The 22461-nt window shown below is 73.8% G+C and carries 29 protein-coding genes and 1 tRNA gene; 20 read left to right on the plus strand and 10 right to left on the minus strand.

Annotation, left to right across the window (positions count from 1 at the left end; all coding sequences use genetic code 11):
* Nucleotides 1-650: 650 nt before the first annotated feature.
* The 4 genes from O2V63_RS01675 (at nt 651) to O2V63_RS01690 (ending at nt 4149) form a co-directional block, all read left to right on the plus strand.
* Nucleotides 651-1910: a quaternary amine ABC transporter ATP-binding protein gene (locus O2V63_RS01675; RefSeq protein WP_269165834.1), complete on the plus strand. Its 1260-nt coding sequence runs from the start codon at nt 651-653 to the stop codon at nt 1908-1910.
* Nucleotides 1903-2901, plus strand: a complete 999-nt coding sequence (locus O2V63_RS01680) for an ABC transporter permease (RefSeq protein WP_269165835.1) — start codon at nt 1903-1905, stop codon at nt 2899-2901. Before O2V63_RS01675 ends, O2V63_RS01680 begins: the two co-directional genes overlap by 8 nt.
* Before the next feature lie 99 nt (nt 2902-3000).
* Complete coding sequence (locus O2V63_RS01685) at nt 3001-3927, plus strand: glycine betaine ABC transporter substrate-binding protein (RefSeq protein WP_269165836.1); 927 nt, start codon at nt 3001-3003, stop codon at nt 3925-3927.
* 146 nt (nt 3928-4073) lie between these two features.
* Nucleotides 4074-4149 (plus strand) — tRNA-Arg (locus O2V63_RS01690).
* Between the two features lie 5 nt (nt 4150-4154).
* On the opposite strand, the gene O2V63_RS01695 is transcribed toward O2V63_RS01690, so the two are convergent.
* A complete protein-coding gene (locus O2V63_RS01695) occupies nt 4155-4817 on the minus strand; it encodes a potassium channel family protein (protein ID WP_269165837.1) in 663 nt (220 codons plus the stop codon).
* Entirely contained in the window at nt 4810-6180 is a 1371-nt protein-coding gene (locus tag O2V63_RS01700; protein WP_269165838.1) for a TrkH family potassium uptake protein, read from the minus strand. The genes O2V63_RS01695 and O2V63_RS01700 overlap by 8 nt, the downstream gene beginning before the upstream one ends.
* A 142-nt stretch (nt 6181-6322) precedes the next feature.
* On the opposite strand from O2V63_RS01700, the gene O2V63_RS01705 reads away from it, so the two are divergent.
* From O2V63_RS01705 to O2V63_RS01745, 9 genes are all read left to right on the plus strand, one after another.
* A complete protein-coding gene (locus O2V63_RS01705) occupies nt 6323-6766 on the plus strand; it encodes a hypothetical protein (RefSeq protein ID WP_269165839.1) in 444 nt (147 codons plus the stop codon).
* Nucleotides 6767-6868: 102 nt separating this feature from the next.
* On the plus strand, nt 6869-7207 hold the full coding sequence (locus O2V63_RS01710; RefSeq protein WP_206330695.1) for an ArsR/SmtB family transcription factor: 339 nt from the start codon (nt 6869-6871) through the stop codon (nt 7205-7207).
* Complete coding sequence (locus tag O2V63_RS01715; protein ID WP_269165840.1) at nt 7204-7686, plus strand: SRPBCC family protein; 483 nt, start codon at nt 7204-7206, stop codon at nt 7684-7686. Before O2V63_RS01710 ends, O2V63_RS01715 begins: the two co-directional genes overlap by 4 nt.
* 128 nt (nt 7687-7814) lie before the next feature.
* Nucleotides 7815-8855, plus strand: coding sequence for an ABC transporter substrate-binding protein (locus tag O2V63_RS01720; RefSeq protein ID WP_269165841.1), 1041 nt, complete (start codon nt 7815-7817; stop codon nt 8853-8855).
* Nucleotides 8856-8929: 74 nt separating this feature from the next.
* On the plus strand, nt 8930-9928 hold the full coding sequence (locus O2V63_RS01725; RefSeq protein ID WP_269165842.1) for a FecCD family ABC transporter permease: 999 nt from the start codon (nt 8930-8932) through the stop codon (nt 9926-9928).
* The gene (locus O2V63_RS01730) at nt 9925-10740 is read left to right on the plus strand and encodes an ABC transporter ATP-binding protein (protein WP_269165843.1); all 816 of its coding nucleotides are present in this window, start codon (nt 9925-9927) and stop codon (nt 10738-10740) included. Before O2V63_RS01725 ends, O2V63_RS01730 begins: the two co-directional genes overlap by 4 nt.
* A gap of 122 nt (nt 10741-10862) precedes the next feature.
* On the plus strand, nt 10863-11561 hold the full coding sequence (locus O2V63_RS01735) for a response regulator transcription factor (RefSeq protein ID WP_269165844.1): 699 nt from the start codon (nt 10863-10865) through the stop codon (nt 11559-11561).
* Between the two features lie 51 nt (nt 11562-11612).
* A complete protein-coding gene (locus tag O2V63_RS01740) occupies nt 11613-11993 on the plus strand; it encodes a hypothetical protein (protein ID WP_269165845.1) in 381 nt (126 codons plus the stop codon).
* A 24-nt stretch (nt 11994-12017) separates the two neighbouring features.
* The gene (locus O2V63_RS01745; protein WP_269165846.1) at nt 12018-12464 is read left to right on the plus strand and encodes an SRPBCC family protein; all 447 of its coding nucleotides are present in this window, start codon (nt 12018-12020) and stop codon (nt 12462-12464) included.
* Between the two features lie 13 nt (nt 12465-12477).
* Here the strand turns inward: O2V63_RS01745 and O2V63_RS01750 are convergent, their stop codons facing one another.
* Nucleotides 12478-13482 (minus strand): ion channel, encoded by a 1005-nt coding sequence (locus tag O2V63_RS01750; RefSeq protein ID WP_269165847.1) that lies wholly within the window; start codon nt 13480-13482, stop codon nt 12478-12480.
* 179 nt (nt 13483-13661) lie between these two features.
* On the opposite strand from O2V63_RS01750, the gene O2V63_RS01755 reads away from it, so the two are divergent.
* The 3 genes from O2V63_RS01755 (at nt 13662) to O2V63_RS01765 (ending at nt 15645) form a co-directional block, all read left to right on the plus strand.
* The gene (locus O2V63_RS01755; RefSeq protein WP_269165848.1) at nt 13662-14507 is read left to right on the plus strand and encodes an NAD-dependent protein deacetylase; all 846 of its coding nucleotides are present in this window, start codon (nt 13662-13664) and stop codon (nt 14505-14507) included.
* Nucleotides 14504-14653 carry a hypothetical protein gene (locus tag O2V63_RS01760; RefSeq protein ID WP_269165849.1) on the plus strand — a complete coding sequence of 50 codons (150 nt, stop codon included), beginning with the start codon at nt 14504-14506 and terminating at the stop codon, nt 14651-14653. The genes O2V63_RS01755 and O2V63_RS01760 overlap by 4 nt, the downstream gene beginning before the upstream one ends.
* 77 nt (nt 14654-14730) lie before the next feature.
* Nucleotides 14731-15645, plus strand: a complete 915-nt coding sequence (locus O2V63_RS01765) for an MSMEG_6728 family protein (RefSeq protein ID WP_269165850.1) — start codon at nt 14731-14733, stop codon at nt 15643-15645.
* A gap of 31 nt (nt 15646-15676) precedes the next feature.
* On the opposite strand, the gene O2V63_RS01770 is transcribed toward O2V63_RS01765, so the two are convergent.
* The 3 genes from O2V63_RS01770 to O2V63_RS01780 are packed head-to-tail and all read right to left on the minus strand — an operon-like array spanning nt 15677 to nt 17303.
* Nucleotides 15677-16549, minus strand: a complete 873-nt coding sequence (locus tag O2V63_RS01770; RefSeq protein ID WP_269165851.1) for a phosphotransferase — start codon at nt 16547-16549, stop codon at nt 15677-15679.
* Nucleotides 16546-16947 (minus strand): PaaI family thioesterase, encoded by a 402-nt coding sequence (locus O2V63_RS01775; protein WP_269165853.1) that lies wholly within the window; start codon nt 16945-16947, stop codon nt 16546-16548. The genes O2V63_RS01770 and O2V63_RS01775 overlap by 4 nt, the downstream gene beginning before the upstream one ends.
* On the minus strand, nt 16944-17303 hold the full coding sequence (locus O2V63_RS01780) for a VOC family protein (protein WP_206330696.1): 360 nt from the start codon (nt 17301-17303) through the stop codon (nt 16944-16946). Before O2V63_RS01780 ends, O2V63_RS01775 begins: the two co-directional genes overlap by 4 nt.
* A gap of 99 nt (nt 17304-17402) precedes the next feature.
* Here O2V63_RS01780 and O2V63_RS01785 point away from each other — a divergent pair, with 99 nt between their 5' ends.
* Nucleotides 17403-17960 (plus strand): YbaK/EbsC family protein, encoded by a 558-nt coding sequence (locus O2V63_RS01785; protein ID WP_269165857.1) that lies wholly within the window; start codon nt 17403-17405, stop codon nt 17958-17960.
* A gap of 20 nt (nt 17961-17980) precedes the next feature.
* Complete coding sequence (locus O2V63_RS01790) at nt 17981-18130, plus strand: hypothetical protein (RefSeq protein WP_269165858.1); 150 nt, start codon at nt 17981-17983, stop codon at nt 18128-18130.
* On the opposite strand, the gene mscL is transcribed toward O2V63_RS01790, so the two are convergent.
* The 4 genes from mscL to O2V63_RS01810 form a co-directional block, all read right to left on the minus strand.
* Entirely contained in the window at nt 18127-18546 is a 420-nt protein-coding gene (gene mscL, locus O2V63_RS01795; protein ID WP_269165859.1) for a large conductance mechanosensitive channel protein MscL, read from the minus strand. The two genes, O2V63_RS01790 and mscL, sit on opposite strands and share 4 nt — an antisense overlap.
* A gap of 46 nt (nt 18547-18592) precedes the next feature.
* Complete coding sequence (cpaB, locus tag O2V63_RS01800) at nt 18593-19249, minus strand: Flp pilus assembly protein CpaB (protein WP_269165861.1); 657 nt, start codon at nt 19247-19249, stop codon at nt 18593-18595.
* A gap of 110 nt (nt 19250-19359) precedes the next feature.
* Entirely contained in the window at nt 19360-19737 is a 378-nt protein-coding gene (locus O2V63_RS01805; protein ID WP_269165862.1) for an FmdB family zinc ribbon protein, read from the minus strand.
* Between the two features lie 150 nt (nt 19738-19887).
* Nucleotides 19888-20802 carry a hypothetical protein gene (locus tag O2V63_RS01810; protein ID WP_269165863.1) on the minus strand — a complete coding sequence of 305 codons (915 nt, stop codon included), beginning with the start codon at nt 20800-20802 and terminating at the stop codon, nt 19888-19890.
* A gap of 98 nt (nt 20803-20900) precedes the next feature.
* Here O2V63_RS01810 and O2V63_RS01815 point away from each other — a divergent pair, with 98 nt between their 5' ends.
* Together O2V63_RS01815 and O2V63_RS01820 are read left to right on the plus strand one after the other, a co-directional pair.
* Complete coding sequence (locus O2V63_RS01815) at nt 20901-21383, plus strand: MarR family winged helix-turn-helix transcriptional regulator (protein WP_269165864.1); 483 nt, start codon at nt 20901-20903, stop codon at nt 21381-21383.
* 42 nt (nt 21384-21425) lie between these two features.
* A complete protein-coding gene (locus O2V63_RS01820; RefSeq protein ID WP_269165865.1) occupies nt 21426-22454 on the plus strand; it encodes an LLM class flavin-dependent oxidoreductase in 1029 nt (342 codons plus the stop codon).
* The last annotated feature ends 7 nt before the right edge of the window (nt 22455-22461 follow it).

The raw sequence follows: 22461 nt of genomic DNA on the forward strand, positions 1-22461 counted from the left end.
GCTCGTGTGCTGAGACAAGGTAACGGTTGCGACACCGTGCCGCCCGCATCTCTCCCGACGAGTCGGGGGGCCAGGTCGTTCCCTGGTGCGGCTCCGCCTCGGTCGCCGTCCTGGTGACGGGCCGTGGCCAACCGCTTCCGAATTGGCGCAATCAGACTGCTGCATGGAGATCTCATGACGATCTCATGACATTGCTGTGCTGCGCTGGGAGGCGGACTCTGCATGCCCGGTCAGACGGCCATACCCCCAGCTCAGTGCGGCGACACGTCCATCAGGACACGGATCTCCGTCGGTTCGACGGAATTGTCTTTGTGCTCTGCGACACCCCGGGTGCGTCACGACCCCATAACGGAATTGCACGATCGACTGAACGTGCCATTTGGCCGCCCAATTCACTGTTAGCGTCCTGTTCCGAGATGGGAGCGGGTCCGCCTGCCCCACCCCGGCTCGCCACCCGGCGCACTGCAGAGTGCGCGCCGACGCCCCCTGGCGTCGTGGACGGCGAGCCGCACCCGCGCCTCGTGGCGCCCGCCCCAGGGGCGGTGCGCCCGGTGGGACGACACGGCCGGTGAGGCTGCTCCTCGGAGTGGCGTGCCCGCGCTCGTCGTCCCGCCCGGCCCGGGGCCGTGTCCGCCGACGAGAGGTTGCCCGTGCCCGCAGTACACGCCGAGGGGTTGTTCAAGGTCTTCGGCCGGCGCACCGCCGAGGCGGTCGACCGGCTCCGGGACGGCGCCTCGGTCGCAGAGGTGCGGGACCGAGGCGCCACGCCGGCCGTCATCGACGTCAGCTTCACCGTCGAGCCGGGCGAGATCTTCGTGGTCATGGGGCTGTCGGGCTCGGGCAAGTCGACGCTGCTGCGGATGCTCAACGGGCTGCTGGAGGTCACTGCCGGCACCGTGCACGTGGGTGAGGCCGAGCTGACCGCGCTGGACGACAAGGCGCTGCGCCGGCTCCGGCAGGAGCAGATGAGCATGGTGTTCCAGCACTTCGCGCTCTTCCCGCATCGCAGCGTGCTGGACAACGCCGCCTACGCCCTCGAGGTGCGCGGCGTCGACCGCGCCACCCGTCGGGCCAAGGCGCAGGAGGCCCTCGCGCTCGTCGGGCTCGACCAGTGGGCCGACCAGAAGCCCGGGCAGCTCTCCGGCGGCATGAAGCAGCGGGTCGGCCTGGCCCGCGCCCTCGCCGCCGACACCGACCTGCTGCTGATGGACGAGGCGTTCAGCGCACTGGACCCGCTGATCCGCCGCGAGATGCAGGACCAGCTGCTGGAGCTTCAGGCCTCGCTGGGCAAGACGATCGTCTTCATCACCCACGACCTGAACGAGGCCATGCGCCTCGGCGACCGGATCGCGATCATGCGCGACGGCCGGGTCGTGCAGATCGGCACGCCCGACCAGATCCTCGAGGCCCCGGCCGACGACTACGTCCGCCAGTTCCTCGCCGACGTCGACCGTGGGCGGGTGTTCACCGCCCGGCACGTCATGGTCGAGGCACCCACCCTGGTCTCCCCGACGGCTGCGCCCGCGCAGGTGCTCCAGGCGATGCAGGACCACCGCTCCGGTTCCGTGCTCGTCGGGGACGGCGACGGCCGGGTGGCCGGCGTGGCCACCGAGGACGCCGTCCGGGCCGCCGTCGCGGCGGGGGCGCCGTCGCTGGCCGGCCTCACCCTGCTGCCCTCGGTCGACGTCCGGGCGACGACCACGCTGAGCGACCTGCTCGCCCCCGCCGCCCAGGACGAGGTGCCGGTGACCGTCGTGGACGACGCCGGCCGGCTGCTCGGGGTGGTGCCCCGGGGCGCGGTCCTGGCCGCACTGGGGGGCGTGCCGCGCCCCGCACCGTCCATCTCGCGGGCACCGGCCGACCCGGTGGGCGCGACCGCCGTGACGACGAAGGAGGCCGTCAGTGGCTGAGACCGTGCTCCGGGCCGCCGAGGACGGCGCCCTGCCGCAGATCCCGGTGGGCGACTGGATCGACACCGGCTTCGACTGGGTCACCGAGAACTTCTCCCCGGTCTTCGACGTGATCAGCGCCGGCACCGAGGCCGGGGTGGAGGGGCTGCGCGACGCGCTGCTGTTCCCCCCGCCGGTCCTGTTCGCCGTGCTGCTGGCCGTGCTCGGCGGCGTGGTGCGGTCGGTGCGCTTCGCCGTCGTCTCCCTGCTGGGGCTGCTGCTGCTGATCAGCATGCGGATGTGGGAGCCGGCCATGGCCACCCTGGCCCTGGTCCTGGTGTCCGCGGTCATCGCGGTCGCGATCGGGATCCCGATCGGGATCGCGGCTGCGAAGAGCGACCGGGTCAGCGCCGCGCTGCGGCCGGTGCTCGACTTCATGCAGACGATGCCGGCCTTCGTCTACCTCGTGCCCGCGGTGACGTTCTTCGGCATCGGCCTCGTCCCGGGCGTCGTCACCACGATCATCTTCGCCATGCCGCCGGGGGTCCGGCTGACCGAGCTGGGCATCCGGCAGGTCGACCCGGAGCTGGTGGAGGCCGGGCACGCCTTCGGCAGCCCACCCGGCCGGATCCTCCGCGGCATCCAGTTGCCGCTCGCCCTGCCGACGATCATGGCCGGGGTCAACCAGGTGATCATGCTGGCGCTGTCCATGGCGGTCATCGCCGGGCTGATCGGCGCGGCCGGGCTGGGTGGCGTAGTCGTCACCAGCATCTCCCGGCTGGACGTCGGGCTGGGCTTCGAGGGCGGCCTGTCGGTCGTCATCCTCGCCATCTACCTCGACCGGTTGACCAGCGCGTTCGGCCAGCGACGGGGAAGGCTGTCCGGCTTCCCGTCCTTCCTGAGCCGCGGTGGCTCGGTCGGCAAGGGCGGCCTCGCCGCCAGCAGCCGGTCCGCCGATGCCGTCACCCCAGTCGGGACCGACCAGAACGCACCCACCGAATCTGCCCGGTAGCCGATCGGCGCGGCCCTCCCGGGCCGTCGCCGCGGAGCCGGAGCACCAACGGTGCGCGGGGCAGTCGACCGCCACCAGAAGTAGGAGAGGAACCACCGCATGAACAAGCACCTGACCACCCGAGGCGCGCGCCTCGCCGCCGGCCTCGCCGCCGTGGCCCTCACCGCCACCGCCTGTGGTGGGGACGCCGAGGAGGACACCACCGCCGCCGGTGGGACGTCGTCCGGCAGTGACTGCGAGACCGTCAACCTGGGCTTCATCCCGTCCTGGACCGACGGCCTGAGCATGGCCCACCTGTGGGACGGCGTCCTCGCCGAGCAGGGCATCGAGGTCGAGATGACCGAGATCTCCGAGGCGGCTCCGCTGTACGCCGGCCTGGCCGGGGGCGACGTCGACGTCTACCCGTCCGCCTGGTCCGAGGTCACCCACGCGGCCTACATGGAGGAGTACGGCGACCAGCTCGAGGACCTCGGTGCCTGGTACGAGGGCGCGAAGCTGACCTTCGCCGTCCCGGAGTACACCGACATCGAGTCGATCGCCGACCTGGCCGGCAACGCCGAGATGTTCGACGGCCGGATCGTCGGCATCGAGCCCGGTGCCGGCCTCACCGCCACCACCAAGGACAGCGTCATGCCGACCTACGGGCTGGAGGAGGACTACACGCTGGTCGAGTCCTCCACCACCGCGATGTTGGCCGAGCTGCAGGCGGCGACCGACGCCAACGAGGACATCGTCGTCACCCTGTGGCGCCCGTTCTGGGCCAACAGCGAGTTCCCGGTCAAGGACCTCGCCGACCCGGAAGGCGCCCTGGGCGACGCCGAGGGCCTGCACACGCTGGCCCGTGAGGGCTTCTCCGCCGACTGCGCCGACGTGGCGTCGATGATGGAGAACGCGACCCTCACCGACGAGCAGTACGGCTCGCTGGAGAACATGGTCGTCAACGAGTACGGCGAGGGCCGGTACGACGAGGCCGTCGACGCCTGGCTCGAGGAGAACCCGGACTTCATGGAGTCCCTGCAGGCCTGATCTCCTCCGCCGCTCGCTGAGTGAGCGGCGCACACCCCAGGGGCCCGACGGCGCGAGCCGTCGGGCCCCTCGGTCGTCGGATACCCTCTCGTCGGCAACCGGGCCCGCGCGCAGCGGCCCGGTGGTGGTGCAGCCGCACCGCCGCAGCCCCCGTAGCTCAGGGGATAGAGCATCGGTTTCCTAAACCGTGTGCCGCAGGTTCGAATCCTGCCGGGGGCACCAGCTGGTCACTGCAGTTCGACGAAGCGCTCCACGTCGGCCGGCCGGCCGGCGATGACGATCTCCGCGCCGTAGGTCAGCACGGTGTCGTAGTCGGCGTGGGTGTAGCTCGCCGTGTTCTCCGGCTTCACCGACACCACGGTGACGTGGTGCTTCTTCCGCAGGCCGGTCTGGCCGAGCGGGACGCCGACGATCTCCCTCGGCGGCTTGGTCTTGGCGAACACCCACTGCGGGTCCAGTTCCACCCAGTCCAGCAGCCGGCCGGCGACCAGGTGCGCGATGCGCTCGCCCATCTCCTGCTCGGGGAAGACGACGTGGTGGGCGCCGATGCGGCTCAGGATGGTCGCCTGCTGCCGGGTCACGGCCTTGGCCCAGATGGTGGGGATCTCCAGCTCGGACAGCAGCGCGGTGGTGAGGATGCTGGCCTCGAGGTGGCCGCCGATGGCCACGACGACGCGGCTGAAGTCGGCGATGCCGATCTCGCTCAGCGCCTCCGCGTCGGTGGTGTCGGCGATGACGACCTGGCCCAGCTGCCCGGACAGCCGCTGCACGATGTCGGGCCGGTTGTCCACGGCGAGCACCTCCGTGCCGCCGCGGGCCAGTTCGAGGGCGAGTGCGGTGCCGAACCGACCCAGGCCGAGCACGGCGACGGGGTCCTTGTGGCTAGCCAACGATGGTCCTCTCCTCGGGGAGCTGGTGCCGGCGGGCGCGGTCGCGGAGCGCGAGCCCCGACGCCAGGGTGAGCGGCCCGATCCGGCCGATGTACATGAGCAGCACGAGCAGCACCTGTCCGGCCGGCGGGAGGTCGGCGGTGATGCCGGTGGACAGGCCGACGGTGGAGAAGGCGGAGACGACCTCGAAGAGCACCACGTCGAAGCTGAAGTCGGTGAGGGCCTCCATGAGGAACGTGGACACGGCGACCACGCCGATGCCGAGCAGTGCGATCGCCAGCGCCTGGCGCTGGTTGGTGCTCGGCACCCGGCGACGGCCGACCTCGACGTCGGGGTCACCGCGCATCTCCGCCCACAGGACGTAGGCCAGCAGGCCGAAGGTGGTCACCTTGATCCCGCCGGCGGTCCCGGCGCTGCCGCCGCCGATGAACATCAGCGCGTCGGTGAGCAGCAGCGTCTCGGGCTGGTAGGCGGCGATGTCGAGGTTGTTGAACCCGGCAGTGCGCGGCATCACCGCCGCGGTGAAGGCGGCCAGCAACGTCGCCCCGGCGCCCAGTGGGCCGAGGGTCCCGGGGTTGCCGCCCTCGGCGATCAGGAACAGCAGGGTCCCGCCGACGAGCAGGACGACGGTGACGATGACGGTGATCCGGGTGAGCACCGACCAGCTCTTCGGCGACCGCCACTCGCGGACCAGCTCGAAGACCACCGGGAAGCCCAGGCCGCCGATGATGATCGCGACGCAGATGGTCAGGCTGATCCACGGGTCGGCCACGTACTGCACGAGGCTGTCGGCGTTGAGCCCGAAGCCGGCGTTGTTGAACGCCGAGACGGCGTGGAACACACCCGAGTAGGCCGCCGACGACAGCGGCTGGTCGTAGCCGGTGGCGAACCGGATCCCGAGCACGACGGCCACCACGGCCTCGACGCCGAGGCTGAAGAGCACCACTCTGCGGATGACCCGGCGGACGTCCGCGGCGGACAGCGCCTTGGTCTCCGCCTGGGCGATCAGCCGGGCCCGGAGCCCCAGTCGGCGGGACAGCACCACCGCGAGCAGGGTGGCAAGCGTCATGATCCCGAGGCCGCCGGCCTGGATGAGCAGCAGGATCACCGCCTGGCCGAAGCCCGACCAGTAGGTGCCGGTGTCGACGGTGACCAGTCCGGTGACGCACACCGCGGACGTGGCGTGGAACAGCGCGGTGAGGAGGTCGGCGCGACCGGGGCCGGCGACGGCGATGGGCAGCGACAGCAGAGCGGTGCCGACGGCGACGGCCACGGCGAAGGCGCCGGCGATGACCCGGCCCGGGTGGTGGAAGCCGCGCGCGGGGGTCGGGCGGCCGGCCGGGTTGCGGATGCCCTGCGTCACCGCAGGCCCGTCGGGCGGGCACAGCGGCGGGCGAGCACGGCGACACGGTGCCACACCTGCCCGGCCGATCCGGCTGTGGAAGGCCGAGCCACGCCACCTGCCGGTCGTGTCGCTCGCCGGGGCGCGGGCGACACTGGGGGACATGACCGCTGCTGATGCCGGGCCGCGGGCCGACCAGAGCCCTCGCCCCCTGACCGACGAGGCGCGCGAGCTGCTCGACGCCCTCCTCGCCCACGAGTTCCTCGGCGTCGCCGAGCTGCGGGCCCAGGTCGGCCGGGCGACCTCGACGTCGGGCTGCCGCTGCGGGTGCGGGACCCTCGACCTCCAGGTGCCCGACGACGTGCCGGCCGCGCCGGCCAGCGGTCCGGCGCCGGTCGAGGGCACCGTCGTCGGTGCCGACGGGTCGCCGGTGGGCGGGGTCCTGCTGTTCGTCGAGGACGGCCGGCTGAGCCGGCTGGACGTCACCTCCCACGGCGACCCGCTCCCGCTGCCCTCCCCGGACCAGGTCACCTGGGGCCCCACCCGGTGGGCGCGCGAGGACACGGTGCGACGGCCCGCCCGGTTCCGCCGGGGGCAGTCCGGCTGAGGGCGCCTCGAGCGGGTACCGGGGCGCCCATGGCACGCCGTGCCGCAGTCGCAGCCGCCGACCGGCCTTGACCCAGTGCTCCGTAAGCCATAGCTTACGTTCGTGCCTGCTTACCAAGCGCGTGACGGCTGGGAGGCGTTGGGTGACCCCACCCGGCGCGCGATCGTGGCCTCGCTCGCCGAGCGGCCGCAGGCCGTCGGCGAGCTCGCCGACGAACTGCCGATCAGCCGGCCGGCCGTGTCCCAGCACCTCAGGGTGCTGAAGGACGCCGGGCTCGTCACCGACCGCGCAGTCGGCACCCGCCGGGTCTACCGGCTCAGCCCCGAGGGCCTCGGTGCCCTCCGGGACCAGCTCGACACGTTCTGGCAGCGGGCCCTCGACGGCTACCAGGACATCGCCGAGCCGGACGTCACCGCACGACCGACACAGGAGCAGCCATGACCGAGACAGTCGCACTCGTGGTCCGCCGGCAGATCGTCGTCCACGCACCGATCGACCGGGCCTTCGCGACGTTCACCGAGCGGTTCGGCGACTTCAAGCCACCGGAGCACAACCTGCTCGGGGTGCCGATCGCCGAGACCGTCTTCGACCCGGAGGTCGGCGGCCACATCACCGACCGGGGCGTCGACGGCAGCGAGTGCCGCTGGGCGCGCGTGCTGGCCTTCGACCCGCCGGACCGCGTCGTCTTCAGCTGGGACATCAGCCCGCAGTGGCAGGTTGAGACGGACCCCGAGCGCACCAGTGAGGTCGAGGTCCGGTTCGTCGCCGAAGGTCCTCAGCTGACCCGGTTGGAGCTGGAGCACCGCCACCTCGACCGGCACGGCGATGGCTGGCAGGCCGTCAGGGACGGGGTGGCCGACGACGCCGGCTGGCCGCTCTACCTGTCCGGGTACGCCGACCTGGTCCGCGGGAGCAGCTGAGAGCCGGTTCCCTGTCACCGGGCGGCCGCAGGTAGCTTAGGCAAGCCTCAGCACGCCTCCGGTGTACGTGCGTCCTCCTGACAGCAGGTCAGGCCGCGCACCCGGACCATCGACAGGGACCCACGATCATGCGCACGTCCTCCAGCCGGGCGGGCCTCGCCATCGCCGCCGTTCTCGCGCTCACTGCCTGTGGCGCCTCCGAGGTGGTCCCGGAGGCCGAGGTCGCGACCGAGGGCGAGAACGCCACCGAGTACCCGCTCGTGGTCGACAACTGCGGCGAGTCGATGACCTTCGAGGCCGCCCCGCAGCGGGTCGTCTCCCTCGACCAGGGCTCGACGGAGATCCTCCTCGCGTTGGGTCTCGAGGACCGGTTGGTCGGCACCGCGTCCTGGACCGACCCGGTCCTGCCCGAGCTCGCCGAGGCCAACGCGTCGGTGTCGCGGCTCGCCGACAACGCCCCCAGCTACGAGGCCGTGCTCGGCGCCGACCCCGACTTCGTCACGGCCTCCTTCGGCCGGCACTTCCGGCAGGGCGGGGTCGTCGAGCGCCCCCGGCTGGCCGAGACCGGGATCGACTCCTACCTGTCGACGACGGACTGCGAGGGCGACGTGGTCATCAACGGCGGCGGCACCCGGACCACGCCGCTGGAGATCGACTCCCTGTACCGGGAGATCCGGGAGCTGGCCGAGATCTTCGACGTCTCCTCCCGCGGGGAGGAGCTCGTCACGGAGCTGCAGGAGCGGGCCGACGCCGCGACCGACCGGATCGAGGCCAGCGACCTCACGATGGCCTTCTGGTTCGCCGACACGAAGACCCCCTACGTGGCCGGCGGCCTCGGCTCGGCGAACCTGCTGGCCACCACCGTGGGTGCGGAGAACGTCTTCGCCGACCTGGACGACGACTGGCCCGCCGTCGGCTGGGAGACGGTGGTGGAGCGGGACCCGGACGTGCTGGTCCTCGGCGACCTGCAGCGCGACCGGTTCCCCGGTGACCGGCTGGCCGACAAGGAGGCGTTCCTGGCCTCCGATCCGCTGACCAGCACGATGACCGCCGTCCAGCAGGAGGACTACGTCGCGCTGCACGGTGCGGAGATGAACCCCTCGATCCGCTTCGTCGACGCGCTGGAGAAGCTGGCCGACGGCCTGGACGAGATCGGGCAGGCACCCTGACCACCGCGACGACACCCGTCCGGGACGGGACCGGGAGCGGGGCCGGGACGTCCTCGCGCGGCACGCTGCGGGTGGTGCTGCTCCTCACCGGCGGGATCGTCGCGGTGGCCCTGTCGGTGGGCGCCGCGATCACGCTCGGGCCGGCAGACGTCTCGCTGGTGAACGTGCGGGACGTGCTGCTCAACCACCTCGGGCTCGCCGACATCCCGGTCCGGGCGGTGAAGAACGCGATCGTCTGGGAGGAGCGGCTGCCACGCGCGCTCACCGCGGCGGCGGCCGGCGCCGGCCTGGGGATCTGCGGTGCGGTGATGCAGTCCCTGCTGCGCAACCCGCTGGCCGACCCGTTCCTGCTGGGCATCTCCTCCGGCGCCTCCACCGGCGCGGTGGTGATCGGTGTCCTGGGCGTCGGCGGGTCCGTGCTCGGCCTGTCCGGCGGGGCCTTCATCGGGGCGCTGCTGGCATTCGCCCTGGTCATGCTGCTGGCCCGGCTGGCCGGCGGGGGCACCGACCGGGTGATCCTGGCGGGCGTGGCCAGCACCCAGCTGTTCTCCGCGCTGACCTCCTTCGTCATCTTCGCCTTCGCCGACGCCGACGAGACCCGCGGCGTGATGTTCTGGCTGCTGGGCTCGCTGGAGGGCGTCCGGTGGGACGACGTGGCGCTGTGCGCCGTCGTCGTCCTGGTCGGGATCGCGCTGTGCCTGGCCTACGCGCACGCGCTGGACGCCTTCTCCTTCGGCGACGAGATCGCGGCCTCGCTGGGCATCGCGGTGGCCCGCGTGCGACTCGGCCTGCTGGTGCTCACCGCACTGATCACCGCGACGCTGGTGAGCGTCACCGGCGCCATCGGCTTCGTCGGCCTGGTGCTGCCGCACGCCGCGCGGTTCCTGTTCGGGCCCCGGCACGCCGGGTTGATCCCGGCCACCGCGCTGATCGGCGCCGTCTTCATGGTGTGGGTCGACGCCGTCTCCCGGGTGGCGTTCCAGCCCACGCCGCTGCCGGTCGGGGTCGGGACGGCGCTGGTGGGCGTGCCGGCCTTCGTGCTGATCCTGGTGCGGAAGCGGCGGGGCCAGTGACCCTCCAGGCGGACCGGGTCGTGTGGCACCGCGGCGGCAGGCTCGTCGTCGACGAGGTCACCCTGCGCCCGGCTCCCGGGACGACGATCGGGCTGCTGGGGCCGAACGGCTCGGGCAAGTCCTCCCTGCTGCGGCTGCTCAACGGCACCGCCAGGCCCGAGTCCGGGGTCGTCACCCTCGACGGCGCCGAGCTCAGCTCCCTCGCCCGGCGCGACATCGCCCGGGCCGTGGCCGTGGTGAGCCAGCACGCCGACACGGACGTCGACATCCGCGTCCGGGACGTCGTGCGGCTCGGCCGGATCCCGCACCGCGGCTCCTTCGGCACCGCCTCGGCGACCCGCGACGAGGAGGCCGTCGCCGATGCGCTGCGGCACACCGGGCTGACCGACAAGGCCGACCAGCGCTGGCACACCCTCTCCGGCGGAGAGCGTCAGCGCGCCCACATCGCCCGCGCGCTGGCCCAGGAGCCGCGGGAGCTGCTGCTGGACGAGCCGACCAACCACCTGGACATCCGCCACCAGCTGGAGCTGCTGTCGCTGGTCTCGCGGCTGCCGGTCACCAGCGTCATCGCCCTGCACGACCTCAACCTCGCGGCGACCTTCTGCGACGAGGTGATCATCCTGGAGCGCGGCCGGGCGGTGGCCGCTGGGCCGCCGCGGGAGGTGCTCACCGCGGAGCTCATCGCCCGGGTCTACGGCGTGCGGGCCCGGGTGGGCGTGGACGAGCGGGGACGGCTCACCGTGCTGTTCGAGCCCGGCCCGCTCGAGTCCTCGGACGAGCTGACCCCGGAGGACGCACCACCCGCCTGGTGACCCGGCGTCACCGGCCGGGAGATCGTCCACCCGAAAGTGCTCAAGCAGTCCGTTCACCCGGTCGATCTACTGGTTGTCAGTCGATGACCCACAGTGAGCGGAGTCCGAACGTGTCCACCCCCATGGCCAGCACCCCCCGCGGCGTCACCCGCGTCCTGATCCTCGCCGACGCCCCGGTCCTGCGCCGTGGGCTGGTCGGCATGATCAACGAGACCGCCGGCATGCAGGCGGTGGGCACCCCGGGGGAGCCGCGCCGCGCGCTGACCCTGGCCGAGTCCGCTCGGCCGGACGCGGTGGTGGTGGAGCTGGGCACCGGCCGGGCCGCGACCCTGAACGCCGTCCGGGACCTGCGTCGCCGGTTCCCGCAGCTGGCCGTCGTGGCGCTGGCGACGTCGGAGGACCCGGGTGTGGTGAACGAGGCGCTGGCCGCCGGCGTCCGCAGCTACCTGCTGATGAACACCTCCCCGACCCTGCTGGGCTGGGCCGTGCTCGCCGCGCGGGCCGGGCGCACCGTGGTCGACCCGCAGATCCGTCGCGGGGAGGGCTCGGCGGAGCCGGTGTCGCGGGAGCTGACCCCGGAGGTGCCGCTGACCCGCCGGGAGTCCGACGTGCTCGACGAGCTGCTCCAGGGCCAGTCGAACCGGGCGATCGGGAAGAACCTGTTCATCTCCGAGGACACCGTGAAGTCCCACGTCAAGGCCATCCTGCGCAAGCTCGGCGCCCGCGACCGGGCCCACGCCGTCTCCCTGGTGCTCTCGGCACGCAACCCCGGCTGCAGCTGCGGCGCCCACCGGCTCACCGAGGCCCCGGCCGACGTCTGACCGGAGCCGACGCCACGGCCGGCGGGCAGATCCGGGACTACCGTTCCGGGCATGGTCGGCATCCTGGCGGCTGCGCTGCTCATCCTCGTGCTGGCCGGACTCGTGGCCTGGGCGATGTCGGTGCCGCAGGCCTCGGTGACCGGCCCGGCGGGCTGGCGGCTGCCCCCGCGCGAGCGGGCGCGCCAGCAGTCGGCTCTCGCCGCGGCCCGTTGGACGGTCGGCCACGACGAGGTCGACGGCGTCACCCGCGTGCTCCTGCAGCGCACCTGCATCGGCCTGGACGGGCGGCCCGACGTGCTGGAGGAGCGGGTCTTCGACAGCTTCCCGGCGCACGACCCGTTGTGGGAGGCCCGCTTCACCGAGGCGATGGCCAACGCCCGGTTCCGCGCCCGCTACCTCAACACCGAGGAGGGGCACCCGGAGCAGCCGTAGCGCCCGAGGCGGAGGATGGGGGCCATGGGTCAGGTCGTCGCCACCGCAGAACAGCTCGTCCACGCACCGGCGGACGTCGTCCGTGCGGCGCTCGCCGACTACGAGGTCACCCGCCCGAAGGTGCTGCCCGAGCAGTACAGCGAGTACCGGGTCGACGCCGGTGGCCAGGGCGCGGGCACGAAGGTGCACTGGCGCCTGCAGGCCACCTCCAAGCGGGTGCGTGAGCAGGACGTCGTCGTCACCGCAGGCGCCGACGGTGCCCTGGTGGAGCGCGACGCGAATTCCAGCATGGTCACCACCTGGACCGTGCACCCGGCCGACGCCGGGTCGAGCACCGTGCGCGCCCGCACCACCTGGACCGGCGCGAGCGGCATCGGCGGCTTCTTCGAGCGCACCTTCGCGCCCAAGGGCCTCGCCCGCATCCAGGGCGCGATGCTGACGCGACTGGACCAGGAGCTCGCCACCCGCTGACACGCAGCAGCGGTCAGGTCGAGGTGCCGGGCCAGTCGTAACTGGCCGCCGTGATCCGCCGGGACAGCTCGTCGCGCAGCTCGGCGCAGTCCGCGGTCTGCTCGGCGAGCCGGGCCGGGTCCACCGCCAGGCCCAGTCGACCGGCCTCCGCGGCGTCCAGTGCCGGCGCCGGGGTTGCCTGCTCACCACCGGCCGTGGGGGCGTGGGTGACGTACTGCTGCACGGCGGACAGCACCGACCGGCGGACGCCGGGCGGCGGTCGGTCGGCCGGGTCGGTCGCAGCGGACAGCACCAGCACCGCGTCGAGCAGCACCGCGACCGCCGGTGCGGTGCCCAGCTCCGGCGACCGCGGGCGGTAGGCGTGCAGCAGGGGATAGGCCCGGTGCTGCTGCCCCACCGTCGTGAGCGTCGAGGACAGCGACGACAGGGACACCACGGCCGGGAACGACGTCCCGGACGAGGTCAGGCCGGACGCCACCTCGGGGCCGGTGCTGCCGAACCCGGTGACCTGGGAGGCGAAGCTGCGCTTGCCGACGACCGCGGAGATCACCGAGGTCAGGTACGAGACCCCCAGCGTGATCAGCAGCATGCCGCTGAGCGCGGAGGCCATGGTGGCCAGCTGGAAGCCCGCCCCGGCCGGTTGGTAGCCGCCGTTGCCGAGGGTGGCGACGTTGTAGCCGGCGAAGTAGAACCGCTCCCACACCGAGGCCGGCGCGCCGCTCGAGGAGCCGACCACCGCCTCGTCGTCGCCGAGGAAGACCAGGGACCAGCCCACCCAGAGCAGGGTGAACCAGGACCCGAGGGTCGCCCCGATCAGGACCACGCCGGGGCCGCCCACGAACCGCACCGGGGCCGAGTCCGCCACCGCGGGCCGCCGGGTCAGCCGCCACGCGACGCGGGTGAGCACCTGGGTCAGTGGCCCGGGGCCGCTGGCCACCGCCAGCGTGGTCCGCACCTCGTCGACCACGGCGAACGCCACGATGGCCAGGCCGATGACGTCCCACCACCACCCGGTCATCGGGCACCCGGCCGGTGGTCGGTGGTGCGGTCGAGCAGGGGTGCGAAGACGGCGGGCCTCCTCGGTCGGGCCCACGGAGGCCTGGCGGACGGGAACTCTGGGACAAGGGTGACCGGGCAGGCGGTCGGCTACACACGCCGATCGCGGCGCATCCCCCGTCGGGCAGGGACGATGGGGGAGTGACCGCAGCGACCCCCACCGTCGAGGGCCTCTCCGAGCTCGCCGACCTGCTCGCCGACGGTGGCGCCGTCGTCCTCTCCGGTGCCGGGCTGTCCACCGACTCCGGCATCCCCGACTACCGCGGTGCCACCGGCTCGCTGCGCCGGCACACGCCGATGACCTACCAGACCTTCACCCGTGACCCCCACGGCCGGCACCGCTACTGGGCGCGCAGCTACGTCGGCTGGCGGCAGATCGAGCGGGCCCGCCCCAACGTCGGGCACCGCGCGGTCGCGGCGCTGCAGCAGGCCGGTGCGGTCGGCGAGGTCATCACCCAGAACGTCGACGGGCTGCACCAGGCCGGGGGAGCCCGCGACGTCCTCGAGCTGCACGGCGGGCTGGACCGCACCGTCTGCCTGGCCTGCGGTGACATGGCCTCCCGTGCCGACCTCGACGTCCGGCTGCGGGCGGTCAACCCCGGGTTCCGGCCCGAGCCGACCGACGAGGTCAACCCCGACGGCGACGTCGAGCTGCCCGAGGAGGCGCTCGACGGGTTCGTGATGGTCGACTGCCTGGCCTGCGGCGGAGGGCCGCTCAAGCCCGACGTGGTCTTCTTCGGCGAGACCGTGCCCCGCGACCGCGTCGACGCCTGCTTCGCCCTGGTCGACGACGCCCGGTCACTGCTGGTCCTCGGCTCGTCGTTGACCGTGATGAGCGGCTACCGGTTCGTCATCGCCGCCGCCAAGCGTGGCATCCCGGTCGCCATCGTCAACTCCGGGTCCACCCGCGGGGACGCGAAGGCCACGCTCAAGGTCGACGCGCCGCTGGGTGCGGTGCTGCCCGAGCTGGCCCGCCGGCTGGCATGACCCGCGAGGTCGAGCACACCGAGGACGGCCGCTGGGTGCAGCTGGCCAAGACCGGGCTGGGGGAGCGCGGCACTGCCTGGTGGGAGCAGGACGACGCCGAGCGCCGGACCCGCTGGGAGACTGCACTCCGCGCGCTCGACACCTGAGGGGCCGAAGTCGCGACTTTGGCCCCTCGATCGGCCGGGAGGTTGGCCATCGGCCGGCCCGGGCAGGAAGGGCGGCGATGCAGACGTTCCTGCCGGTCGCCGACTTCACCGAGTCCGCCCGGCTCCTGGACAACCCCCGGCTGGGCAAGCAGCGGGTCGAGTGCCTGCAGGTGCTGCGCGCCCTCGAGCTCCCCGACTACGGCTGGGCCAACCACCCGGTGGTCACCATGTGGCGCGGGCACACCGCCGGCCTGGTCGTCTACTCGCTGGCGATGGTGCGGGTCTGGCGCGAGCGCGGCTTCGCCGACAGCACCGAGACGCTGATCGCCGAGTTCGCCCCGGACGCCGCGCGGATGTCCCAGGCGGAGGCGGACGCCGCGGGCCTGCTGCCCAGCTGGGTCGGCGACGAGGAGCTGCACCTGTCGCACCGGTCCAACCTGCTGGCCAAGGACCCGGGGTTCTACCGGTCCCGGTTCCCCGGCGACCCCGACGACCTGCCCTACCTGTGGCCCGGCGCCGACGACGTGCCGCCCACAGCTGCGCCCGAGGGGGTCCCGGTCTGGGTGATGCGGCCCCGGGCGCACCCCGAGCTCGGCGTGGCGCTGGCCACCGGCGTGGTCGGCCTCGGCACACAGTCGGGCATCGACGTCGACGCGACCGGTCAGTCGGCGGCCGAGCTGCGGGCGCTGTCGAAGGAGCTCTCCGGCCGTCGCCCGGCCAAGGACCTGCGTCAGCTGTCGGCGTTCCTGGACGAGGTGGCGCCCGGGGACCTGGTCGGGCTGCCGGTCGAGCACGGCGCCGGCCTGCTGCTCGGTGAGGTCGTGGGGGACTACGCCTTCGCCGGCCGGGAGCTGCTGCCGCACCGCCGTCCGGCGCGGTTCGCGGCCGTGGTGCCGCGGTCGGCGGCGCGGCCGCCGGCCACCCTGCAGGACCCGCGGGCGCTGTTCCGGGTCGTCCTCGACCCCGACGCCGTCCCGGCCGGTCTCCGCTGACCTCCCGACCGCCGGGGCGGCAGGAGGTCGCTCACCCCAGGCCGGCGCTGACCTCCTCGACCGCGTCCCGCAGCCGCTCGCGCGCCTCGGGCAGGTGGGTCGGTTCCCGGGCGGCGTGCACGAACCACCAGGCGCCGGCGTAGAGGCGCCGGAGCCAGACGAACGGCGCGAGCTCTGCGTCGCTCACCGGATCGGGCATCGCGTCCAGCGCCGCCCGGCCGTCGAGGCGGGCCGAGCAGCGCAGGCTGGCCAGGTCCCAGGCGCGCGGGCCGCGCGAGGTGTCCTCCAGGTCGGTCCAGCGCAGCCCCTCACCGGTGACCAGCAAGTTCCCCGGGTGCGTGTCGCCGTGCAGCGTCATCTCCGCGCCGACCAACCGAGGCCGAAGGGCGGTCACCAGCTCGCCGACCTCGCGGAGCACGGTCCGGTCGGCTCCCAGTTCGGTGCCGGAGCCGACGAAGACCGCCAGGTCCTCCAGCGACCGGTCCAGCGGCGAGCCGGTCCACAGCGGGGGCAGCGTGCCGAGCACCTCGTGCAGCTCGGCCAGTGACCGGCCGGCCTGCTCCGCGGTCGGTCGATCCGGCGACACGTCGACATGTCGCCAGAACGACACCGTGAGCCCGTCGTGCTCGTGCGGTCCCGGCGGCAGCAGGTCCGACGGCGGCACGACCGCCGCCCCGGCCACGGTCAGCGCTGCGGCCAGCGCCACCTCCCGGGTGAACGGCCGGCGGATCTCCGGACGGAGCAGCGGCGTGTAGACGGCCACCCGGGCCACCACCGGCGCCGGGCGCAGGTGCACCACCGCGTTGACGCCCCAGGACAGCAGCGCCGGGTCCTCGACGGGCAGGCCGTGCTGCCGGGCGACGGCGACAGCCGCGGCGACGGCCTGCTCGACCGACGCCGTCACGACCCGGGCAGCGGCACGTTCTGCAGTCGCACCTGCCCTCGGGCGGCGATCTTGCCGTCCTCGCGGGTGAGGGTGACCAGCCACAGCTGCAGCGTCTTCCCCTGCTGCACCGGCTCGGCGACGACGTCGAGCCGGCCGGCGGTCATCGGGCGCAGGAAGTCGGTGCTGTTGTTCACGCCCACCGCGAACTGGCCGCGCTCGGCGACCGCCGCGCTCGCGCCCACGCTGGCGGCGCCCTCCACGATCGTGCAGTAGACGCCGCCGTGCACGACTCCCCAGGGCGTGTGGTGCTCCGGCCCGACCTCGACGTGCCCGGTGACCCGGGTGCCGGTGACCTCGGCCAGCTCGAACCCGGTGGCCGCGACGAACGCGCTGGTGGCCGTCAGGTCCGGCGTCACGCGGCGTCCCAGACCAGGCAGAACGGGTGCCCGACCGGGTCGGCGTAGACCCGGAAGTCCCCACCGCCGCCGGGCAGCCGGCGGGCACCCAGCTCCAGGACCTGCGGCTCGGCGACGTCGACGTCGGCGACCCGGATGTCCAGGTGGAACTGCTGCGGCCGGGCCGGGTCCGGCCAGTCCGGCGGCTGGAGGTCCGGGGCCTGCTGGAAGGCGATCCGGTACCCGGCGCCGGTGACCACCACCCAGTCGTCGCCGGGCTCGCCCTGCACCTCCATGCCGAGCAGGCCGGCGTAGAAGGTCGCCAGGGCGTGCGCGTCGGGGGCGTCGATGACCACGGAGTGCAGCTGACCGATCATGGCGGCCATCCTCTCCCGGCCCTGCCCGGGCCCACCAGCAGGTGTCCGGCCGGCGACCCCGCGCGCTGGTCAGCGCGGAGCGTGTCGCACGATCAGGGCATGGCCGCACCCGACTCCGCCCCGCAGCTCGGCACGTTGACCTGGCTCCCGGCCGCCGACCACCTGGAGCTGCTCGGCCAGCCCGTCGCCGCGGCGCTGCCGTCGCTGACCGGGCCGGCCTGGGTGGCGTCCATCGACGACGAGGCCGCCGACACCGCGGCGTTCACCGACGTCTACGAGGTCCCGGCCGCCGCCTCGGCCAACTGCGTGGTGGTCGCCGCGCGCCGGTCGGGGGAGACCACGCTGGCCGCCTGCCTCGTGCTGGCCACCACCCGCGCCGACGTGAACGGGCTGGTCCGGCGGCACCTGGGGGCGCGCAAGGCCTCGTTCGCGCCGCAGGACGTCGCGGTCGCGGAGAGCGGGATGGCCTACGGCGGGATCACCCCGGTCGGGCTGCCGGCGTCCTGGCCGGTGCTGGTCGACGCCGCGGTGGTCGCCAGCGAACTCGTGGTGATCGGTTCGGGCACGCGGGGCAGCAAGCTCGCCGTCTCCGGCGCCGTGCTGGCCGGGCTGCCGGGCGCGGAGGTGCTCGAGGGGCTGGGCCAGCCGATCGGCTGACCGTGCCTACCCTCGGGGGCGTGTCAGAGCGCGATCAGGAACCCGCACCGCCGCGCCCCGAGCGGGCACCCGACGACAGCGACGTCGGCTGGGGGGAACGGCTGACCGACTCCGACGACGACGACCTCCGCTACCTGGAGGACCGCCCGCCGCACTGGGGCAGCGACTAGGCGCGGTGCCGGGCCTCCGACTCGGACGCCGGCGGCTGCCCGTGCTGGGCCTGGAGCAGATCGCGGATCTGGACCAGCAGCTCGGTCTGGGTGGGCAGCACCGGCCCGGTCTGCTCACCGCGCTCGCGGCGCTCGAACAGCGCCTTCATCGGGAGCACGACCACGAAGTAGATGACCGCCGCGGTCAGCACGAAGGTGATCAGCTGGTTGACGAAGTCGCCCCAGGGGAAGTCCTGCCCGTCGATCTCGAACGTGCCGCCCTGCACGCCGCCGCCCGCGACCAGCCCGATCAACGGGCGCAGGAACGACTCGGTGAACGAGGTGACCACGGCCGTGAACGCGGTGCCGATGACCACCGCCACCGCCAGGTCGATGACGTTCCCGCGGAGCAGGAAGTCCTTGAAGCCCTTGAGCACGCACGGCACCTCTCGGTCGCGGGGACCTCGCTGCGGAGCCCCATGATCACGGCCGGCCGAGCGTAACGGTGAGCGTCGCGGTCGCCGCGGCAGCGGCCAGCCGCGCCGCGGTGCCCGGGGAGACCGCCAGCACCAGCAGTCCGCCGTCGGCCGTGGCGCCCGCCGTCGGACCGTCGGTCACCGCAGGCGTCGGTGCGGTGAGCACGCGGGCGCCGCTGGCGACCACCTCGACGACCGGGGCCGCGGTCGCGCCGGGCGCCCCGGCGGCCAGCACGTCGACCCGGTCACCGGCGCGCAGCAGCGTCGCCACCGCGAGGTCGGCCAACCGCACCGGTGCCGCGACCTGGCCGTCGGGGACCGCGGACCACAGCCCCGGCCCGACCAGCCGGACGTCGCTCACCGGCTCCCCGGCACGCACCGGCGCAGCCAGCTGCTGACCGGTCAGCGCGGCAGGGTCGCCCTCGGTGCCCGCGGGGACCAGACCGGTGGGCAGCCCGGCTGCCGCCAGGTCGCCGGCGGTCAGCACCGTGCCGGCCGGGAGGTCGGCCGTGGCGACGACGACCGGCGTGGTCGCCACGGCGGGCCCAGCCGGGCCCGTCGGCGGGGGACGCAGCGCCAGGACCAGCGCCAGGCACACGAGCGCCGCCGCGGCCACCTGCCGCAGCAGGAGCACGGGCGAGCGCGGACGGCGGAGGCGGGGCACATGGCGACGCTAGGAGCGGCGGGGGTGTCCGTCCCGTCGCGGCGTGGAGCTGTGGACGGCGGGCCCGGCTGTGGACCGGCGGCAGCGCGCTGCCGCCGTCCGTGCGCCGGTCAGTTCGCGGCCTTGCCCCCGCTGCCACTGGACGACGAGCTGCTCGACGACGACGCCGTGCTGCTGGCCTTGCTGCTGGAGTCCTTGCTGCCGCTGGACTCCTTGGTCCCGCCGGAGTCCTTGCTGCTGCTGCTGGACTCCTTGCTCCCACCGGAGTCCTTGGCGCCGCCGGAGCCGGTGGACGCACCCTCGCTCTTGCGGCTGTCGGTCCGGTAGAAGCCCGAGCCCTTGAAGACCACGCCGACCGAGCCGTAGACCTTGCGCACCGGCGCCTCGCACTCGGTGCAGGTGGCGACCGCGGGGTCGGTGAACGACTGCACGACCTCGAACTCGTGCTTGACCTCGGGGTTGGTGCAGACGTACTGGTAGGTGGGCACGGTGCTGGAGCTCCTCGTCCGATCCGAGCCGGGCTGGCACTCCGCCCCGGCGACTGCCAATGATGCGCCGCGCGGCCCGGCCACGTCCATGTCTGCCGGGCGAGTGTGACGTTCGCGTCGGAGCGGGCCTGCGCGATGGCCCCTGGACGCCTACGTCTCCGGCTCCGGCAGCACCTCGTCCAGCCAGGCGTCGTACTCGTCCCCGGTCATGGGCCGGGCTCCGTCGAGCGCCGTGTCGAGCAGGCTCGAGGGCTCGTCCGGGGCGGCAGCGACCCACACCCAGGTGTCCTCCTCCTGACCGAGCAGGACCTGCGAGGCGTCGGTCGTGAAGGACCAGCGGTGCGCGGCCACCTGGCGGCAGGAGCGAAGCGTCTCGATGGCGAGGGCACCCGGTGTGGTCCCGGCGGCGCACGGGTCGCCCTCGACGGCGGTCGCGGCGTCGCGGAACAGCTGGAGCTCGGCGCCCCGGACCCCGTCCACGGGCAGGTAAGGGGTCACGATCAGTTCGCCGCCGGTGTGCTGCGGCAACTGCCGCTGATACCCGTCCACGGTGGTGACCCAGGGCCGCGACAGGGTGCCGACCTCCGTGAGCACCCGTTTGTCGTACCAGCCCTGCCGTGCTCCGGGGAACCACACGGCAACGGAGGCGACCACGCACGTGACGATCACGAGCGTCGTCCCTCTCCGGACGGCACCGGGCCACTGGAGCGCGGCCATGAACGGGAAGGGCAGTGCCGCGGCGGCAAGGAGCAGGGCGTCGGGCAGCACCGAGCGCAGGTCCGACTGGACCACGACGAGGCCGAACAGGGCGGCTGCTCCCGTTCCCATGAGCCCGAGGGTGAGCCCGCGCGCGAACGAGCCGGACGGTTCCGGGTCGGGCGGGCCGGTCACCCGGTCGATCCCGGTGGCAAGCGCCACCGCGGCAACGGTCAGCAGCCCCAGCACCAGCAGCACGGCGGTCTCCCCACCGAACGACGACGCGATGACCGTCGGCGTGCCGATCAGCGCAGTGGCCACTCCGAGGACAGCCGCCGAGGCGACGTGCCGGAGCGCTCGGGCAGGCACGCGCGAGGGCTTGGGGCGAGGAGCCGACGGGGCCTGCACGCGCGGAGTGTGGCAGGCCGGCGGTCGGATGCGCGGCAGTTGCCGGATACCGTTCGACCGTGGCCTCCCCGTGGCTCGACGAGCAGCAACAGCGCACCTGGCGGGCCTGGCTGGCCGTCGCCGAGCTGCTGCCGCGCACGCTCGACGCCCAGCTCCAGCGGGACGCCGGCCTCACCCACGCGGCCTACGTGGTGCTCGCGATGCTGTCCGAGGCACGGGGCGGGAACCTGCGGATGAGCGACCTGGCGCGCACCGCGAACCAGTCGCAGAGCCGGCTCTCGCACACCGTGGCCCGACTGGAGGAGCGGGGGTGGGTGCGCCGCGAGAAGGCAGCCGAGGACCGCCGCGGCAACGTGGCCGTGCTCACCGACGCCGGCCGGGACGTCGTGGAGCGGGTCGCGCCCGGGCACGTGGCCGCCGTCAAGGAAGGGGTGTTCGCCGCGCTGACCCCCGCGCAGACGCAGGCGCTGGAGGAGGCGCTCGGCGCCGTCCTCGACCGGCTGGACCCCGACGCCACGCTGCGGGCGCACGAGCCCGGCTGAGCAGCGGGAAGCCCGCCCACCGGGGCGGTGTTGGCAGCAGTGATGTCCGAGACCCCGCTGCCCCTGTCCGTGCTCGAGCTGGCCACCGTCGGGTCCGGGCAGACCACCGCCGACGCCCTGGCGCACACCGTCGCCGTCGCGCAGGCCGCCGACCGGCTCGGCTACCGGCGGCTGTGGGTGGCCGAGCACCACAACATGCCGGCGGTGGCCAGCACCAACCCGCCGGTGCTCATCGCCCACCTGGCCGCGGTGACCGACCGGATCGCCGTCGGCTCCGGCGGGGTCATGCTGCCCAACCACGCGCCCCTGGTGGTGGCCGAGCAGTTCGCCCTGCTCGAGGCGCTGCACCCGGGGCGGATCGACCTGGGCATCGGCCGGGCCCCGGGCACCGACCAGCACACCGCACTGGCGCTGCGCCGTGACCCGAAGCTGCTGTCGGCCGAGCAGTTCCCGCAGGACCTGCTCGACCTGCTCGGGCTCTTCGGTGACCAGCGGGTCGAGGGCGGGCTGGCCGAGCGGTTCGCCGCCACGCCGGCCGCCGTCTCGGCGCCCCGGGTGGTCCTGCTGGGCTCCAGCAGCTACTCCGCACAGCTGGCCGGGCAGCTCGGGCTGCCGTTCACCTTCGCCCACCACTTCGGCAGCCCGCACGCCGTCGCCGCGTTGGAGCTCTACCGGGAGTCCTTCCGGCCCTCGGACGCACTGCACCGGCCGTACGCCGTCGTCACCGCGAGCACGCTGGTCGCCGACTCCGACGAGGAGGCCCGCCGGCTGGCGCTGCCCGGTCAGCTGATGCGGCTGTCCATCCGCACCAACCGGCTGCGCCCGGTGCCCAGCCTCGCGGAGGCGGCCACCGACCCGGAGCGGGCCGCCGCGGAGGGGATGCCGAGCAACGCGATCGTCGGCGGCCCGGAGCGGGCGGTCACCGAGCTGCGGCAGCTGGCCGCCGACACCGGCGCCGACGAGCTGATGGTCACCGCCTCCACCCACGGCGTGGCCGAGCGGGTGCGGAGCCTGGAACTGTTGGCCGACGCCTGGGGGCTCGCCCCGGCCGGGCAGGCCACCGCGGCCTGAGGCGCCG

Source organism: Modestobacter sp. VKM Ac-2977 (assembly GCF_026968045.1).
GTDB lineage: Bacteria > Actinomycetota > Actinomycetes > Mycobacteriales > Geodermatophilaceae > Modestobacter.